The sequence below is a fragment of the Marinobacter metalliresistant genome (assembly GCF_038098645.1).
GTDB lineage: Bacteria > Pseudomonadota > Gammaproteobacteria > Pseudomonadales > Oleiphilaceae > Marinobacter > Marinobacter metalliresistant.
Window position 1 is genome coordinate 2,555,384 of the sequence record NZ_CP101118.1, and the last position, 17,191, is coordinate 2,572,574.

General features: G+C 53.6%; 19 protein-coding genes and 1 pseudogene. 18 read left to right on the top strand and 2 right to left on the bottom strand.

Features of this window, described 5'->3' with window-relative positions; genetic code table 11:
* Positions 1-1,138: 1,138 nt before the first annotated feature.
* The 18 genes and pseudogenes from NLK58_RS11945 (at position 1,139) to NLK58_RS12025 (ending at position 15,975) form a co-directional block, all read left to right on the top strand.
* Positions 1,139-1,510 carry a Rap1a/Tai family immunity protein gene (locus NLK58_RS11945; RefSeq protein WP_341580825.1) on the top strand — a complete coding sequence of 124 codons (372 nt, stop codon included), beginning with the start codon at positions 1,139-1,141 and terminating at the stop codon, positions 1,508-1,510.
* A 223-nt stretch (positions 1,511-1,733) separates the two neighbouring features.
* Complete coding sequence (locus NLK58_RS20620) at positions 1,734-2,033, top strand: GNAT family N-acetyltransferase (RefSeq protein WP_376788091.1); 300 nt, start codon at positions 1,734-1,736, stop codon at positions 2,031-2,033.
* A 432-nt stretch (positions 2,034-2,465) separates the two neighbouring features.
* Complete coding sequence (locus NLK58_RS11950; RefSeq protein WP_341580826.1) at positions 2,466-3,362, top strand: hypothetical protein; 897 nt, start codon at positions 2,466-2,468, stop codon at positions 3,360-3,362.
* A 495-nt stretch (positions 3,363-3,857) separates the two neighbouring features.
* Positions 3,858-4,181: a TIR domain-containing protein gene (locus NLK58_RS11955; RefSeq protein ID WP_341580827.1), complete on the top strand. Its 324-nt coding sequence runs from the start codon at positions 3,858-3,860 to the stop codon at positions 4,179-4,181.
* Positions 4,182-4,230: 49 nt separating this feature from the next.
* Positions 4,231-5,628, top strand: coding sequence for an IS1380 family transposase (locus NLK58_RS11960; protein WP_341580828.1), 1,398 nt, complete (start codon positions 4,231-4,233; stop codon positions 5,626-5,628).
* A gap of 181 nt (positions 5,629-5,809) precedes the next feature.
* Entirely contained in the window at positions 5,810-6,436 is a 627-nt protein-coding gene (locus NLK58_RS11965; RefSeq protein ID WP_341580829.1) for a hypothetical protein, read from the top strand.
* A gap of 351 nt (positions 6,437-6,787) precedes the next feature.
* Positions 6,788-8,040 (top strand): annotated as a pseudogene (locus tag NLK58_RS11970) (IS256 family transposase).
* 118 nt (positions 8,041-8,158) lie between these two features.
* Positions 8,159-8,281 (top strand): hypothetical protein, encoded by a 123-nt coding sequence (locus NLK58_RS11975; protein ID WP_264756443.1) that lies wholly within the window; start codon positions 8,159-8,161, stop codon positions 8,279-8,281.
* A 256-nt stretch (positions 8,282-8,537) separates the two neighbouring features.
* Positions 8,538-9,602, top strand: a complete 1,065-nt coding sequence (locus NLK58_RS11980; RefSeq protein WP_341580830.1) for a reverse transcriptase domain-containing protein — start codon at positions 8,538-8,540, stop codon at positions 9,600-9,602.
* Positions 9,596-10,048, top strand: a complete 453-nt coding sequence (locus NLK58_RS11985) for a group II intron maturase-specific domain-containing protein (protein WP_341580831.1) — start codon at positions 9,596-9,598, stop codon at positions 10,046-10,048. Before NLK58_RS11980 ends, NLK58_RS11985 begins: the two co-directional genes overlap by 7 nt.
* A 151-nt stretch (positions 10,049-10,199) precedes the next feature.
* A complete protein-coding gene (locus NLK58_RS11990; RefSeq protein ID WP_341580832.1) occupies positions 10,200-10,877 on the top strand; it encodes a class I SAM-dependent methyltransferase in 678 nt (225 codons plus the stop codon).
* A 90-nt stretch (positions 10,878-10,967) separates the two neighbouring features.
* On the top strand, positions 10,968-11,198 hold the full coding sequence (locus NLK58_RS11995; RefSeq protein ID WP_341580833.1) for a DUF6429 family protein: 231 nt from the start codon (positions 10,968-10,970) through the stop codon (positions 11,196-11,198).
* Between the two features lie 819 nt (positions 11,199-12,017).
* On the top strand, positions 12,018-12,257 hold the full coding sequence (locus tag NLK58_RS12000; protein ID WP_117618757.1) for a DUF4160 domain-containing protein: 240 nt from the start codon (positions 12,018-12,020) through the stop codon (positions 12,255-12,257).
* A complete protein-coding gene (locus tag NLK58_RS12005; protein WP_117618758.1) occupies positions 12,217-12,483 on the top strand; it encodes a DUF2442 domain-containing protein in 267 nt (88 codons plus the stop codon). The genes NLK58_RS12000 and NLK58_RS12005 overlap by 41 nt, the downstream gene beginning before the upstream one ends.
* A 438-nt stretch (positions 12,484-12,921) precedes the next feature.
* Positions 12,922-14,070 (top strand): reverse transcriptase N-terminal domain-containing protein, encoded by a 1,149-nt coding sequence (locus NLK58_RS12010; protein ID WP_341580834.1) that lies wholly within the window; start codon positions 12,922-12,924, stop codon positions 14,068-14,070.
* A gap of 163 nt (positions 14,071-14,233) precedes the next feature.
* Positions 14,234-14,761, top strand: a complete 528-nt coding sequence (locus NLK58_RS12015; RefSeq protein ID WP_162893724.1) for a hypothetical protein — start codon at positions 14,234-14,236, stop codon at positions 14,759-14,761.
* Positions 14,762-15,383: 622 nt separating this feature from the next.
* Positions 15,384-15,695, top strand: a complete 312-nt coding sequence (locus NLK58_RS12020; protein ID WP_341580835.1) for a type II toxin-antitoxin system RelE/ParE family toxin — start codon at positions 15,384-15,386, stop codon at positions 15,693-15,695.
* Entirely contained in the window at positions 15,688-15,975 is a 288-nt protein-coding gene (locus NLK58_RS12025; RefSeq protein WP_117620373.1) for a DNA-binding transcriptional regulator, read from the top strand. Before NLK58_RS12020 ends, NLK58_RS12025 begins: the two co-directional genes overlap by 8 nt.
* A gap of 99 nt (positions 15,976-16,074) precedes the next feature.
* On the opposite strand, the gene NLK58_RS12030 is transcribed toward NLK58_RS12025, so the two are convergent.
* Positions 16,075-16,248: a hypothetical protein gene (locus NLK58_RS12030; RefSeq protein WP_227539269.1), complete on the bottom strand. Its 174-nt coding sequence runs from the start codon at positions 16,246-16,248 to the stop codon at positions 16,075-16,077.
* Between the two features lie 39 nt (positions 16,249-16,287).
* Positions 16,288-17,187, bottom strand: coding sequence for a reverse transcriptase domain-containing protein (locus NLK58_RS12035; RefSeq protein ID WP_341580836.1), 900 nt, complete (start codon positions 17,185-17,187; stop codon positions 16,288-16,290).
* Between the last annotated feature and the right edge of the window lie 4 nt (positions 17,188-17,191).

Consider the following 17,191-nt stretch of genomic DNA (forward strand, 5'->3'; position numbering starts at 1 on the left):
TCGACGCCATTCTCCTTCGCCCGTTTCGACCGGATCAGGCCCACGCCCTTAAACTGACCCGGAATCACAGAGCCTTTCCGCTGTTCCGGAGCCCCTTCCGGAAATCTGGCGTTTCAAATCCCCATAGGCTAGCCTGAGACCTCGAGTGCGGACCAGTCCAACAAGCCGATGAACCGATCCACAGGGGCCCGGTCGCGTGCCTGCCTTAGTTCGGGTGTGCCTGAGAGTTGGCGGGAGGTGGACGGTTATCTATATCGTTAGCTGGTAGTGCCTTGGTCTTTTTTGGCGGCTGGGTGCCAGTAGCCTTGGCCGAAAGCGGGTAGCAAAACCGGTAAGGTTGGCGGTTCGCCAAGGCCGTCAGAATCCGTGGTCAGATTGGCAGCTCAATCTGGTTCCGGTGTTGGTATAAAAGTCGGTGCTTGCCTTGTGGGGTTGTTCACCGAAAATTGGGTCTGGGTCAGCTAGTCTGAAGTTCAGGTTCGTCCACCGCATCATCGGCGGTGTTTTCAATCACAGTGCTTCGGCGGTTTTCGGTGCCAGGGCAAAAGTGCATGCCGTTTTGTTGGTTGCTGAGTATCGGGTTTCACAGGAACCCCCAGCTAACCAGTCGCTGTAGTTCGCGGCCGATGGCCGCCGGACGCCCTTTTCATTGCGGCTTCGCCTCCATTACAAGGGCGCCGCTAAGCTTCGCGTTAGATTTTAAGGAGTAGCTATGAAAATGAGAGTTTTTCTATCAATTGCAATGCTCAGCGTGTTGGCAGGATGCGCTACGACAGCAAATTATGAAAAGATTTTGGATACTTGGGTTGGTGCGGATGCAAACCGGTTGGTAAGTTCATGGGGGTACCCAGACGGTTCGTTTGAAGCACCGAACGGAAATACCGTGTACGTTTATACGAGCTCAGGCAGTTACACGATGCCAACTCAAACGAATACGACTTATAACGTCATTGGCAATACCGTTTACGGAAACTCGACCACAACGGGTGGTCAAACTCTAAATTTCCGGTGCAGAACATACTTCGAGGTAAATGATGCTAAACGCATTGTTACTTGGCGCTGGGAGGGGAATAACTGTAAAGCTAGGTGAAATAAAGCATGAATAGCATGCCCATTTAGAAATATGGAATTATCTGTCATGAGTTATAAAAAGTTGTCTTGGTTTTTCTCGTTATTTATAGTTTTCTCTTTCCAAGCAAATGCAGATGGAAACGATCTCCTTCAGAAGTGCAATAAAGCTGTTCAGTTCATGGATAGCCCTCCAGAAAACCCTGACTTTGGCTCAATTGGTTTTTGTTTGGGCATGATGCAAGGGATCACGAATCTGAACTCGGTTTATGAAATTCGGCTAGAAGATGAAGCTCTATTCTGCGGGCCGGAAGACGGAATCAATAACGGCCAAGCTACAAGGATTGTTGTAAAGTATTTGAAAGATAATCCACAAGATCTTCATCAACACGAAGGTGTATTGGCAATTGCAGCATTTATGGATGCATACCCGTGTGAGTGAAAGTACTAATCTAACAAGGCCAGGCACGGCGACGCCTACTGCATTGCGGCTTCGCCTCCATTCCGTAGCCGCGCATGCTGGCTAGCGTTAATTGCCAAGGAAAGGTATGACCATCGACTTCAAAGTGAACCATCCCGTCACAACTGACCAGTTCATTGGCCTACTTGAAAGCTCGACGCTTGGGGAGCGCAGGCCGATACAGGACCGGTCGTGTATGGAGGGAATGTTGGTACATTCTAATCTCATCGTAAGCGCTTGGGATGGTTCGCTACTCGTTGGTATTGCCCGCAGCGTCACAGATTTTCACTATGCCTGCTATTTATCCGATCTTGCGGTCCACCAAAATTACCAGAGAACAGGCATAGGCAAGCGTTTACAGTCACTGACTCAGATGCAGCTTGGTCCTCGTTGCAAAGTGACACTACTCGCAGCCCCAGCGGCCAGCTCGTACTATGGTCGACTCGGATACACGCACAGTGACCGTTGCTGGCTTCTGGAACCGGGGGTGACCATTGGCAATTAACAAGTCAATTAAGTTCGTTCCGGCCTGCGGCCTCCACCGGACGCCCCTGTCGGGGCGCCGCTTATTTCGGCGTTAAGTGTAAAAGGTACGGATGGTCTTGCTCAAAGTTGCTCTTTTCATTGCGTGTGTCATTTGTGGTCTCGTTTATCTAGCGTTGTCCATATCTGCATATTCAAAACGCATAGATCGATCATTTTTTGGCGGCGTCAATATGTTGAATGGTTGGTGGCTAGTATTTCCCTACGGCCAGAACGGTATTAGCCGAGAGCACAAGAATCTCGTCTTCTGGGGCAGGTTAATGTTCTTGGTTTTCGGGACTTTTGGGGTGGCTGCTTATGTCATCGGCAGGTAATACACTTAACAAGGCCATCAAATTCGTTACGGCCACAAAAGACGTGGCCTCCACCGGACGCCCTTGTCAGGGCGCCGTTTATGGCTGGCGTTAAGCAATCGAGGAAAGCTATGCAGGCTTCATCAAGCTTCAATTTCGTGGTGGTGCTCGAATCCTTACCTGAGAATGAAATGAAGACAGGTAAACAAATATACGATGATCAGCTAATGCATATTAATGCCCAATATCCCATCCTGAAATCAGAGCTTGTACAGGTGGACACAAGTGGTGAGTTTGTTGATGCCCTTAGACAATTGACGGATCAGGTGAATGAGCAGAATTTGATCCCGCTTCTCCATATTGAGTGTCATGGAAGCAAACATGGATTAAAAATGGCAGACGGAAGCATGTTGCCATGGGCCAGATTGAAGAACGAGCTGATACCCCTAAACCGAGCTACACAACTTAATTTAACGGTGGTTGTTGGTGCGTGTAACGGTGGTCATTTGATTGGCACTGCAAGCCATATGGACGGCGCGCCCTTCTTCGGCGTGATCGGCGTTGATGGCGAGATTACCAGTGGAGATCTTGAACGACGTTTCAAAAGCTTTTACAGGACTCTTTTTGAAACTGCGGGAGATGCTAATGCTGCATTGGGTTCGCTAAATCAGGCTGCCTCTGATCCATCTCAGAAGTTTATATTCCTTGGCGCGAGGCGATTCTTTGCCGAGAGCTTTCGGAAGTACTACTGGAATTACTGTCGAGGAAAACAGAAGAGAAAAAGAACTGAGGCGCTGGTTAGTCGAGTTCTACAAGATCCAAAAGTGGCAAGGCTCGGCATAAAATTCGCCAGGAATCAGATTAAAAAGCACCTATCTGACCCAAAGGATGACTTTGAGTTTTTCCGGAACCGCTTTTTCTTTTGTGACCAAATTCCGGGAATCTTAGAGCGACTGCCTTTGGAGTATGAGAAGGTAATCAACGGGTCCTATGCTTAACAAATAGCTGTTGTCGGACGCACCTACGCTGCGGCTCCGGCACGCCGCAAAGCCAAGGCGTTATAAGCTAAGGCTCCGGTAGTTTTTGGGTGGTTGGGTGCATCGGCCTTGGCGGCAAATTGGTGGGTAGTTTCTGGTTTCGCGTCGTTGCCAAGGCCAGCAACATCGTCGTCCAAACTGGAAGCCAATTTCGGCTTCTATCGGGTTATCAGCAGGGTGCCCAGGTTGTGGGGCTGTTCGCCGAAAGTTCCGAGTAGGCCGGGTAGTTTGGTGCTTTGTATCGGTGCCGGACCTTGAGCATGTGCGGGGCTTCTTTGGAGTTCGCATGCGGGTTAAGGGGCGGACCGTAAACTACCGGGTGAACCGGCTTCTAACTAGTCGCTGTAGTACGCGGCCGATGGCCGCCGGACGCCCTTTTCATTGCGGCTTCGCCTTCATTACAAGGGCGCCGCTAAGCTAAGCGTTATACGGTATTTTCTAGTCGAGGAATTCTCCATGAGTAACAAGCCCACAGTTTTCATTGCGTCCTCTTCGGAAGCGATATCAGTCGCGGAGGCCGTACATATAAAGCTCGAACAGGAGTTGCGAGTCAGGTTGTGGGAAAATGCCTTTGATTTGTCCTCGGTTACTATTACTACTCTGATAGATAAGACCAAGGAAGCCGACTATAGTGTTTTCGTCTTCCATCCGGATGATAAAAGCATTATTCGAAACACAGAATACAGTGCAGTAAGGGATAACGTCGTCCTCGAGCTTGGAATGTTCATAGCCCGAATTATTCATAAAAAAAGGCGAACCTTGCTCAACCCATTGATATAATGGGAGTTACGCCAATAACGCTTCGGAAGAAGCTAAACAAGGTTCGCCCATGTCTGATTCTATCCCAACTCAACTGCGCTTTCCTCCCTTTGCCGGCTTTACCGTACGAGCTGATTTTGAGGGCGGGGCATTGTCATCCGACTTTGGGCCCCTGCTGCTGCGAGGTGTCGACCAACAGATTGGCCTGATCCATCGGTTGAGCCAGGCCATCAACGACCGCCGCCATGCCTCCTATATCGACCACTCGCTTTGTGATCTATTGACTCAGCGGATCTTCCAGATCGCCTGTGGCTACGCCGATGCCAACGACGCCAACACCCTGCGCCGTGACCCGATGTTCAAGCTCGGCGCCGAGCGCAAGCCGCTTGAGACTGAGCAGGATCTGGCCAGCGCTCCGACCTTCTCGCGCCTGGAAAATGCCGCTAACAATCGCGACCTTTACCGCCTGGCCCAGGCCTTTGTGGAACAGTTTGTCGCCAGCTACGCCAAACCTCCAAAGATGATCGTGCTCGACATGGATCATTCCGAAGACCAGACCCATGGACAACAGGAGCTGGCGTTTTACAATCATCATTACCAGAGTCACTGCTACCTGCCGCTGTTTCTGTTCGAGGGCCTGTCGGGCAAGTTCATCACCGCCGCCCTGCGCCCCGGCAAACGCCCGAAGGGGGCAGAGAACGCGATGATCCTCAAGCGGGTGCTCAAGCGGCTGCGCCAGCACTGGCCCCAGACCCGCATCCTGCTGCGTGGTGACGCTCATTTTGCCAACGTGGAATTGATGCAGTTGGCGCTCGACGATCCGTACACTGATTTTCTGTTCGGCCTGGTCGGCAACAGCCGCCTGAAAAAACTGGCCGAGCCACATCTGCAATCCACCCGGCGGTTGCACGATACCTGCTGCCACAACGCCCGCCTCGCCGAACAGGAGCCGCCGCAACGCTCGCGCACCTTCCACGAGATCGACTATCAGGCCCGCTCCTGGCCGCAGGCCTTTCGCACCGTCCTGAAAGCCGAAGTCATGGGACTCGGCGATAACCCCCGCTTTGTTGTCACCTCCCTGGAGGAGCCGGCCCCGGAGATGCTGTACGCCGAGCTGTATTGCGCCCGGGGCCAGGACGAGAATTTCATCAAGATGATGAAAAACGATCTGGCCAGCGACCGCACCTCGGATTGCCGCTTTGCGGCTAACCACATGCGCCTGTTTTTCTCCTGCGCCGCCTATGTGCTGCACCAGGCCTTGCGCACCGAGCTGTTGCAAGGCACCGAGCTGTCCCGGGCCCAGCCCTCAACGGTGATCATCAAGCTGTTCAAGCTGGCCGTGCGGGTGGCGCAGTACAAAGACCGCATCAAGCTCCACCTGCCCAGTAGCTGCCCGGTCAAGGCCCTCCTGCACACGGTCACCGAACGGTTATATCGCCTGCCTCGGCCCAAGTTAAACACCAGCTGAGCCGATGTCGGCGCTCACCGCTATCCCGGTCTCAGGAGGCTTTCGCGCGCCTGGGCGCCGGAAATGTTCAAATAGTAATCGATTGGAGCGGGTGATTTGTCTGCTCGGAGGCGAACTCCGGCCAGTTAATAAGAACAGATCTCATGTTCGGGTTAGATGGACGTTTCGGCTGCAGGATTGGGTGGCAATTTGGAGCGTTTATGAAACATCCGGGATAGGTGCGCTCGGGCTAGAGAGATGCTTTATTTTGGTTCCAAAGTCTGCAGAAACGGCCTTTCGTCTCCCGACTGACTTGGCTGGCGTGACAGCCTCATTTTACGATGATCAAGAGGAAAACTTATCGGATGCAGTGACAGGGAGCTGTGCAAAAATAAAGCAGGTCATTAAAAGACTCGAATCTCAGAAGGACAAGACCGAGTCTACAAGCGAAATGGATTTGCTCAGAAGCCAGCTAAACCACACCCAGTCACAAATATGGAGCTTGGGACATGATGTTCAAAGGGCACAAGAACAAGCCCAACAACTGCAAGAATCCATAAAGCATCATTTTTTTTCCGTCGCTAAGCCAGCAACGCCTGCAGAAATCAAAGCATGGGAGGATGGTGCCAAAGAGAGCTACCTTAAAGAGGTCAAGATTAGGGACCACAACATATACTTTGTTGACCGTGATGTGATAATTCCCCCGCTGCATGGAGCTAGTTCCATTTCAGTCATAGTGGCTAAAGAAGCAAAGGTCTACGGTATTGATAAGTGGAGCCACAACTCAATTTATTACATGGATGGCTACAGGACCGATGCCCGCGTATAACCAGGCCACGCACAGCGACAGCTTTTTCATTGCGGCTTCGCCTCCACTACAAAGCTGCGCGTGTTGGCAGCGTTAATTGCGACATGAAGTTGCATAAGTATATGTTGTAATTCGAGTTATTTTCGTAGTTGTTGGCTCTGCGCACCATTGGCCCACCCAACAGAGAAGTACTCGAAAGCGCAACCTGGTGTTCTACCACCAGTATCCTACCCACCATGCGAAACGGATTTGGTATGAAGCGTTGGGGACAGAGTTATGGTGATTTCTGGTGTATGGAAGCAGGCTGAAGAGGTGGCGTATCCTGTTGGTTGATCACCGCCAAGATCACAACCAACAGAGGAACGATACGCCATGACCAAGTCTAACCTGCATGCTCTTTCACAACCAGAAGTAGCCACCAACGATCCTTTACACGATCTGATCCGACAAGGTGCTCGTGACCTGATTGCCAAGGCAGTCGAGTCGGAGCTCCAGGGTTTACTGGATCAGTATGGCGATGTGTCGACACCCGATGGTCGCCAGGCTGTGGTGCGCAATGGACACCTGCCTAAGCGCACGATCCAGACAGGCGTTGGGGATGTTGACGTTCAGGTGCCAAAGGTCCGGGACCGCAGTGGTTCCGGCATTCGCTTCAACAGCCAGCTCCTGCCGCCGTATCTGAAGCGGGCTCAGAGTCTGGATGAACTCATCCCCTGGCTCTACCTGCGCGGTGTCTCTTCTGGCGATTTCCAGGAGGCCCTTAGTGCCTTGGTTGGCGAACAGGCAAAGGGCTCTCGGCCAACACTGTGTCCCGGCTCAAGGCGCGGTGGCTGAAGGAGCACGAGGATTGGCGTCGCCGCGACCTGGGCCAGAAGCGCTACGTCTACTGGTGGGCGGACGGTGTCTACAGCAATGTTCGTCTGGATGATCGGCTCTGCCTCCTGGTGATCATCGGGGTAACCGAGCACGGCCACAAGGAGCTGGTCGCTGTTGAAGATGGTCACCGGGAGTCCGAAGCCAGTTGGCGGGAACTGCTCACCGGCTTGCGAGAACGGGGTCTGGACCGCGCGCCCAAACTGGCCGTGGGCGACGGCGCTCTGGGCTTCTGGAAAGCGCTGAGCAAGGTGTTTCCGGAAACCCGGCACCAACGGTGCTGGGTGCACAAGACCGCCAATGTGCTGGATAAGCTGCCCAAATCCGTACAACCGAAGGTGAAGTCAGACCTGCATGAAATCTATCTGGCGGAGACCCGGGATGGCGCTCACAAAGCCTTTGACAGCACATTGAAGCGATTCCGGGACAAGTACCCGAAGGCCATGGAAAACCTTGAGAAAGACCGGGATGAATTGCTGGCCTTCTACGACTTCCCGGCGGTTCACTGGATTCACTTGCGGACCACCAATCCGATTGAATCCACCTTCGCCACAGTGCGGTTGAGAACCAAACGGAGCCGGTCCTGTGGCAACCGCGACACCACGTTATCGATGGTGTTCAAATTACTCCAATCCGCCCAGAAACGATGGAAGCGGATCAAGGGGTTTGACCAACTGAAGCTGGTCGTGAATAACGTTCAGTTTCGGGATGGAGAACAGGTGGATGATCAATCTGACAGAGACGCTGCCTGATGGTCATACACCAGATTTGACAATAACTCTTGGGGACAATGAACCCTGTTAAGAGGAACCGTGAGGGGAATCGGAACTGCCAGTGCCAGGCGGTCGGGGGCTAGGATGGAGCGATAGGATGAACGTAAGTGAAGAATCGTTGACGTTCCGTGAGATGCCAGATCTGCCAAAGGCGCTGACAGGCAGTCACCAAAAGGTAAGCAATCTCGGTCGTCGCCTTGATAACGTGGGCGGCGCGTAGACACCGCATTGCCGGGATACAGATTCCATCTACGTCGCTCGTAAAGGTGCTTATGCAGAACATGGCAATGTCGTAGAGCCTTCAGGGAGGAAGAAGGTAACCCGTAAGGGAGCCGGTGACTCTGCGTCGATGAGATGGGGAAAAAGCGAAGGGTTTCCTGTAATGGGAGGCATACGGATTCGAACTTTGTCCGGCACGAAAGTGAGCCCACGTCCCCTCGGTGCTTTGTTGCGAGAGAGCTGACAGAATCGATTTCATGAAGGAACGACAAATGATCGCCGCCACGGCGAGTGCACCTTCAACCGACGCCCAACGCTGGCAGTCCATAGACTGGCCGGCGATGGAAAAGCGCGTGTATCGACTGCAAGTGCGTATCGCAAAATCTATCCGCGAGCAGCGGTGGGGTAAGGCGCGAGCCCTGCAACATCTGCTATCGCGCTCGTTTGCGGCAAAGCTGATCGCCGTCAGACGGGTCATATCCAATAAAGGAAGCCGCACGGCAGGTGTTGACGGAGAGCGGTGGACCGCTCCCGGGCAATACTGGCGGGCGGCGCAACAACTAAGGACAGCCGGTTATCAGGCGCAACCACTGCGCCGGATCTATATCCCGAAAAAGAACGGTGACCGCCGTCCTTTGGGGATACCCACCCTTCATGACCGGGCGATGCAAGCCCTCTATGCTCTTGGGCTTAACCCCATTGCGGAAACCACGGGAGACAAACACTCTTACGGTTTCAGGGAAAAACGCAGCCTGCACGATGCTTGCAAACAGGGCTTCATTATACTGGCCCAGAAAACCGCGGCCCAGTGGGTTCTGGAGGCAGACATCAAAGCCTGCTTCGACCGCATCAGTCATGACTGGTTGTTGACGCATATCCCGCTGCCCAGGCGGGTGTTAGGGCAGTGGCTTAAATCGGGGTACTTGGACAAGGAAGCACGCTACGAGACGGAAGACGGCACCCCGCAAGGTGGCATTATCTCGCCCACCCTCTGCAACATGACACTGGATGGCCTGGAAGATCTGGTTGTGCCGGCGTCCCGCAGTCAGGGGCGCAGCAAACTGCATATCATTCGATATGCGGACGACTTTATCATCACCGGGACCACCCCCGCCATTCTGGAGCACGAAGTCCGGCCCAAGGTCGAGCGCTTTCTGGCGGAGCGTGGGCTACAGTTGTCAGTAGAGAAAACACGTTTAAGTCATATTGATCAGGGTTTCAACTTTCTGGGCTTTCACTTCAAGAAGTACCGGAAAACCCTGCTGATCCAGCCCGAGGACGGCAAGACCGGAGAAGTGCTGGCGAAAGTGCGAGGGTGTTAAAGAAATACCGAGGCATCCCCTTCCATGCTCTGCTGGCCAAACTCAATGCCGTGATCCGGGGCTGGGCCTATGCGTACCGACACGTGGTAGCGAAACAACGCCTGAGTTACGTCGATGACAGGATCTACCCACTGGTGAAAAAGTGGCTACAACGGGAACACCGATCCAAGACGTGGGCATGGATAAGGAAACGCTACCGGGGTTGCTTCAAGGGTCGCATAGAGTATGGGTGCCACTACCCGACAACATCGGGCATGAAACTCATACGCTTGTTCAAGGCTGGAGACTTACCGATCCGGTATCACAGCAAAGTTCGCAGTGACGCCAATCCTTATGACCTGGCCGACAGCGACTACTATAAGGCGAGAACCGCAAGGCAGCGAATGCACGCGCGCCGGGACCGAGTCTTCTTGAACAGCTCGTCCTACGAGAAACTGGCCGCCTGAATGGATGCGTTATTGGATGTGAATAGGTGGGTCGCCTGGGCGGCCTTTAAAGGGCTTGAGCTGTATGATGGGAAACTATCACGTACAGTTCTTATGGGGCGAAGGGCCGGAAGGCCCTTAGCTACCAGGTACAGACTAGGGAGAGTCAAACTTGGAGTTAGCCAGCGTAGTCCCGTGGGGCCGGTCTTTTGAAGAATACCAGGCAATGTTCGGGTTATCGGAAGATGATTTGAACAAGCGAGTCCTTGGATGCGGTGACGGCCCCGCGAGCTTTAATGCAGAAGCGACAGGCCGGGGATGCCAAATCACATCTTGTGATCCGATATATCAGTTCGAGGCAGAGGAGATACGTCGCCGGATTGATGACGTGTACCCGGAGATCATGACTAAGCTCCAGCAGGGAGCGGACAACTATATCTGGGACTCACTGCGCAGTGTTGAGCAGCTTGGCGAGGTCCGGATGAGGGCAATGTCAAAGTTCCTTTCTGATTTTGATGTTGGTATTCGAGAAGGGCGGTATGTATCAGCATCACTGCCATCATTGCCATTTCCTGACTCAGGATTCGATCTGGCACTCTGCTCCCACTTCCTTTTCCTCTACAGTGACCATGTAGATGGGCCTGCTCACCTAGCATCAATGCGGGAGCTGTGCAGAGTTGCGACCGAGGTCCGGGTTTTTCCTGTTGTGTCGCTGGATGGAAAGGTCTCGAATCATTTGGATCAGGTCATGACGGCACTATCCGCAGACGGTATTAATGTCTCCTTGCAGCCTGTGAGCTACCGATTTCAAAAAGGTGCTACCGAGATGCTGGTAGCAAAGTCTGTATAACCAGTGGCTGTTGGCGGACGCACCTAAGCTGGCGCTCCGGTGCGCAGCAAAGCCAAAGCGTTAAAAGGTAAAGCATCAGAGGCTTAAGCCATGGAGATAGATGAAGAAAAAGTCGATGAGGCCATTTTGGCCTTGCTGCATCTGACATTGCACGATGAAGGGCGCGCGTGGAAATCCTTTGACTGGGAAGCTATGAATAGGCTTCACGAAAAAGGTCTCATTCAAAATCCGGTGGGCAAGGCAAAGTCAGTGGTGTTCACAGAAAAAGGACTCGAAGAATCCGAGCGCTTGTTTCAGCAGCTTTTTGCCAAGCGTTCGTGAGCACATGACCGGCAATCTTTTAATCGGGTAGCCGGGGGTATCTAGCCCCCAGCCCCCACAACACCCTGCATGCGGGTCCGCACAGGGCGTTTCCCGGAAATGTTTAAAGTAAAATGGCCGATTACCTCCTTCTTACCCCAATGACGGCTTCTGATTTTGCGCCAACGCTCCTGGGTCCGGTCGGATATAGAGCAGTTGAGCTGCACAGGCTCCTCATTGATTTCCGGGTTCAGGCCTTCACCGTGTCCCAGCCATTACGCTGGGCATTTGGCTACTATGCCGTCTGCTGACTTCTGCTCAATCACTGGTGGGGTTACCCCCAGCGGCGCTATCGGTGTCCACCTTGTTCGCTCGCAACCGCCGATGGCAACGGCTGCGCCCAGGCTTGATCGACCAGTGGCCTGACTGGTAATTAACCGATCGCTCGTTGAGCAGATCCCGATGCGTCGGACCGCCCCAGATAAGAGCATGCACTGTCACTGCACTGCTGCATCATTTACGGTGGCCGTTAGATCACGTGGCTTCGTCGTCTTGTGCCAACTCGCCTTCAGCCTACGCCTCATATGATGTTCTTGTTCATCAGCTCGCAGTTTTGCTAGCGGCTTCCTCCAGACCTTTCCTCGCGGATCGGCCCTTGCCATTCGCTAGTGGTTAGCGTTCAATCGGGTAAAACCGGCTAAACGGTGATCTTCCCACAGGGGACTTTCACCCCATTAGTTCATGCCCATGCTGGGCGTACACCATCGCATCAACGGGACCGGTTCTCCGCTGCCGCTCCAAACCGGCCCGTTATGCCAGCGTTATGTGTGAGGAGTATGGATGAGTCCTACAGTTTTCAGGGAGAAGGGGTACCGCTTCTTTTTCTTCTCGCGGGAGGAGTCTCGCATGCATGTCCATATAGTCTCAGGCGATGGCGAGGCCAAATTTTGGCTTGAACCAGACCTTGAACTAGCCAAGAATCACGGATATAGCCGTCAGCAATTGAAAGAAATCGAGTCATTGGTGGAGGGTCACCGCGATGAGCTTGTCAGCGCTTGGGAACAACACTTCAGCAGTTGAGGTGACAAATATATCGACTCACGGTGTGTGGCTCTTGGCTCACGACCGCGAATTTTTCATGCCATACAACAGCTTTCCTTGGTTCAAGGAGCAGCGAGTCAGTGCCATTCTAAATGTCGAAGAGCAATTCCCTGGCCATTTCTATTGGCCTGATCTGGACGTAGACCTTACCGAGGAAATTATTGAGCATCCCGAAAGGTTCCCGAATGTCGCCCACAGCACATAACCATCGCAGGCACGGCGACGTCTTTTTCACTGCGGCTTCGCCTCCATTCCAAAGCCGCGCATGCTGCAAGCGTTGATTGCGACATGAAGTTGCATGAATATATGTTGTAACCCGACATTTTTTTTCCGTAACTGAGCGGATGTCGGAAGTGCAACCTGGTGTTCTACCACCAGTATCCTACCCACCATGCGAAAAGGACTTGGTATGAAGCGTTGGGGACAATGAACCATGGCAATGTCGTAGAGCCTTCAGGGAGGAAGAAGGTAACCCGTGATGGAGCCGGAGACTCTGCGTCGATGAGATGGGGGAAGAAGCGAAGGGTCTTCTGTAATGGAAGACATACGGATTCAGGATTTGTCCGACGCGAAAGTGTGCAGACGTCCCCTTGGTGCTTTGGTGCGAGAGAATTTGCGGGATTGATTTTATGAAGGAAGGCAAATGATGGCCGAACAGGCTAGTGCACCTTCAAGCGATGCACAACGCTGGCAGGCGATTGACTGGCCGGAGGTTGAAAAGCGCGTTTATCGACTGCAGGTGCGTATCGCACAATCTGTTCGCGAACAAAGGTGGGGCAAGGCGCGTGCTTTGCAGCATCTGTTGTCGCGCTCGTTTGCCGCGAAAGTGCTGTCGGTCAAACGAGTCATAGCCAATAAAGGAAGTCGCACCGCCGGTGTTGACGGGGTGCTTTGGACGTCACCCGGCCAATACTGGCGCGCGGCGCAAAGACTAGGGACAGCCGGTTATCAAGCGCAACCGCTGCGCAGGATCTACATCCCGAAAAAGAACGGCGATCGCCGCCCTTTAGGGATACCCACCCTTCACGACCGGGCGATGCAAGCTCTCTATGCGTTGGGACTCAAACCCATAGCAGAAACCACCGGAGACCAACACTCCTACGGATTCAGAGAGCGGCGTAGCTTGCACGATGCCTGCAAACAAGGCTTTATCGTACTGGCCCAAAGAACCGCTGCACAGTGGATTCTGGAAGCCGATATCAAGGCCTGTTTTGATCGCATCCGCCATATTGGGCAAGGCTTCAACTTCCTGGGCTTTCACTACAGGAAATACCGAAGTACCTTGCTGGTCCAGCCGCAAGACGGCAAAACCCGGGAGTTGCTGGAGAAAGTGCGAGGTGTGCTGAAGAAGTACCGTGGCATCCCTTTCCACGCTTTACTGGCAAAGCTCAATGCCGTCATCAGAGGCTGGGCCTATGCGTATCGACACGTGGTAGCGAAAGAACGCCTGAGTTACGTCGATGACAGGATCTACCCACTGGTTAAAAAGTGGTTACAGCAGGAGCACCGATCCAAGACGTGGGCATGGATCAGAAAGCGCTACCGAGGGCGTTTCAAAGGTCGTATTGAGTATGGGTGCTATTACCCGACCGCGTCAGGTATGAAGCTCATACGGTTGTTCAAGGCCGGGGACTTGCCGATTCGGTATCATAGCAAAATCCGCAGTGGTGCCAATCCCTATGACCTGGCGGACAAAGACTACTTCGAAGCGAGAGCCCGAAAGCAGCGGATGAACGCACGACGGGACCGACGATTCCTCAACAGTTCGTCGTACGAGAAACTGGCCGCCTGAAGGGAGGCCTTACTGGATATGAATAGGTGGGTCGCCTGCGCGGCCTTCAAAGGGCTTGAGCTGTATGATGGGAAACTATCACGTACAGTTCTTATGGGGCGAAGGGCCGCAAGGGCCTTAGCTACCAGGTGCGCGCTGAAAACTATCGTCGTAGGGAGACAAAATGCAAATTCCAACTAGTCGTAACCCCAGCCTGACGTCGAGCGTCAACCCGAACCTGACGAGCAGTATCAATCCGCGTCTCACTAGCAGCATTAATCCAAAGCTGACGTCGAGCATTAACCCCAAGCTGACCTCAAGCATCAATCCGGCACTTACATCTAATATTAACCCCAAGCTGACTAGTTCCATCAACTACAAGCTCACATCAAGCAGAAATCCAAGTCTTACGTCGAGCATCAATCCCAAGGTAACTTCGTCGATCAACCCGAACCTCTCATCCAATATTTCTGGTCTATATCTCTTTGATCTAGGTCTCGATGCAGTAGGGTTCACAGTACAGGCAGCTCAGGGCTATTGGTTGTTGTTCGATCCGCGCTGTCAATTTACCGGAGTCGCTGTGAGTGCTCGGCAGAACGTCTTCGTTGAATTTGATCTGAACAACAATTTTGTCGGATTCTTTATTCATGCCAGAGCTCAGAGTTGGCTGCGGTTCGACGTCAAGAACGATTGGGTGGGGTTAACCACATGAGGCCTAATCGGGTAGCCGGGGGTATCTAGCCCCCAGCCCCCACAACACCCTGCATGCGGGTCCGCACAGGGCGTTTCCCGGAAATGTTTAAAGTAAAATGGCCGATTACCTCCTTCTTACCCCAATGACGGCTTCTGATTTTGCGCCAACGCTCCTGGGTCCGGTCGGATATAGAGCAGTTGAGCTGCACAGGCTCCTCATTGATTTCCGAGTTCAGGCCTTCACCGTGTCCCAGCCATTACGCTGGGCATTTGGCTACTATGCCGTCTGCTGACTTCTGCTCAATCACCGATGGCAGCGGCTGCGCCCAGGCTTGATCGACCAGGGGCCTGACTGGTAATTGACCGATCGCTCGTTGAGCAGATCCCGATGCGTCGGACCGCCCCTCACGGGTTGGCCCTTGCCATTCGCTAGTGGTTAGCGTTCAATCGGGTAAAACCGGCTGAACGGTGATCTTCCCACAGGGGACTTTCACCCCATTAGTTCATGCCCATGCTGGGCGTACACCAGTGGCTGTTGGCGGACGCACCTACGCTGGCGCTCCGGCACGCCGCAAAGCCAGGGCGTTACACCTCCCTGATCCAGCCTTGAATTTTATACGGCATCGCCGTATATTCTGACAATGCTATTCATCGAAACCTCAACGTTCACCAAGCTATTGCCGAACTACCTCACGGACGAGGAATACCGTGGGCTTCAAACCTACCTTTTGCAGAAGCCGGATGCCGGGGATCTGATCAAAGGTTCGGGTGGCGTTCGTAAAGTTCGATGGGCACCAGCGGGTTCGGGAAAGAGCGGTGGTATCAGAGCCATTTACTACTGGAAGAAGTCTGACCACGAGATATGGATGCTCACGCTGTACAGTAAATCAGAGCGCGCCAGTATTCCTGGCCATACGCTCAAGCAGGTAGCGGAGGCAATCAAAAATGGGTGACAGGAACCTTGGGGCAGAGATTCTTGACGGTATCAATGAAATCAAGCAGTTCAAGAAGGGCAAATTGGCTCTACGAACGCATGAGCTTTCAGAGCCCTCCCCACCTAAAATTATCAGGCTGAAGTTGAATATGTCGCAATCCGCGTTTGCCGGTCTTATGGGAGTGAGCGTGCGAACCCTTCAGGATTGGGAACAGGGACGTAGGGAACCACAGGGGCCAGCGGTTGCTCTTTTGCGCATTGCTGAGCAACACCCAGAAGTTTTTAATCAGCTTCACTAATCAGCGTGAGGTGTAATCGGGTAGCCGGGGGTATTTAACCCCCAGCCCCCACAACACCCTGCACCGATGCGTCGGACCGGCCGCTCCGCACAGGGCGTTTCACCGGGAATGGTGAAGCTTGATCCATCCATCACGCAGCGATACCAGACCCTCGGCTTTCAGATAGTCATTGGATAATGCCTGCTGAATGCCGGGCGTCTTGGAGCTACGCCAGGGACCTTTACTGGTAATGCCACACGCTACGGCGGCCTGCACGTGCACACCCAACTTCATCAGGCTCCTGACTTTGGTTCGCGGTTTGCGCCACTGTCGTCAGTAGGCCATTCGCACGCGGCGACGAATCCAGTGATCCAGATCGCAGCAGCGTTGGTAGCCGGTGGCGATGCCGAAGTAGTTGATCCAGCCCCGAAGGTACTGGCTTACCTTGAAAAGCTGGTAGTGCATCGACACACCCCAGTTCCGATTCGTCAGTTCCCGGATACGTTGCTTGAACTTGCGCAGCGTGTCCGGGTGCCAATGGATCTGGGTTCCCTTGAAGGTGAAGCCCAGGAATTTGCTGTCATTGGTTCTGACCACCCGACTCTCCAGATAGAGCTGGTTATCGATAATCCCAGCTCGCAGGTACCGGGCAATCAGTCCCAGCAAACGCTTGTCCCGGACCTTGTGGCCCAGGTGTGTCATCAGCAGGTCGTGATTGACCCGGTCGAAGAACTTCGACAGGTCCACATCCACGGTAAAGCGTCGCCCTTCCTTGAGAGCGCTTTGTACCCGTCGCACCGCCTGGTGCGCGTTCCGCCCCGGACGGAAGCCGTAGCTGTCCGCTGAGAATCCCGGGTCGAACAGGGGCATCAGGATCTGGGCAATGGCTTGCTGAATCACCCGGTCTGTCACCGTCGGGATGCCAAGCTGGCGCTTGCCACCGTCCGGTTTGTCGATCTCAACCCGGTGCACCGGCGCTGGTTGGTAATCGCCCGAGCGAATCGACTGCTGGGCCACACTCCAATGGCCGCCCTTTACCCAGGCGGGAAACTCCTCGATGGTCATGCCATCGATACCCGCCGCTCCCTTATTGGCTCGAACCTGCTTCCAGGCTTGTTGTAGATTAGCCCGGTGCAGTACCGCATCGAGTAGATCTTCACTAAAGGCTGGCTTCGTGACCGTACGCTGAGTCACGTCATTGCCGGGCGGCATTCGTGCGTTCAAGTCGGTCAAGGCT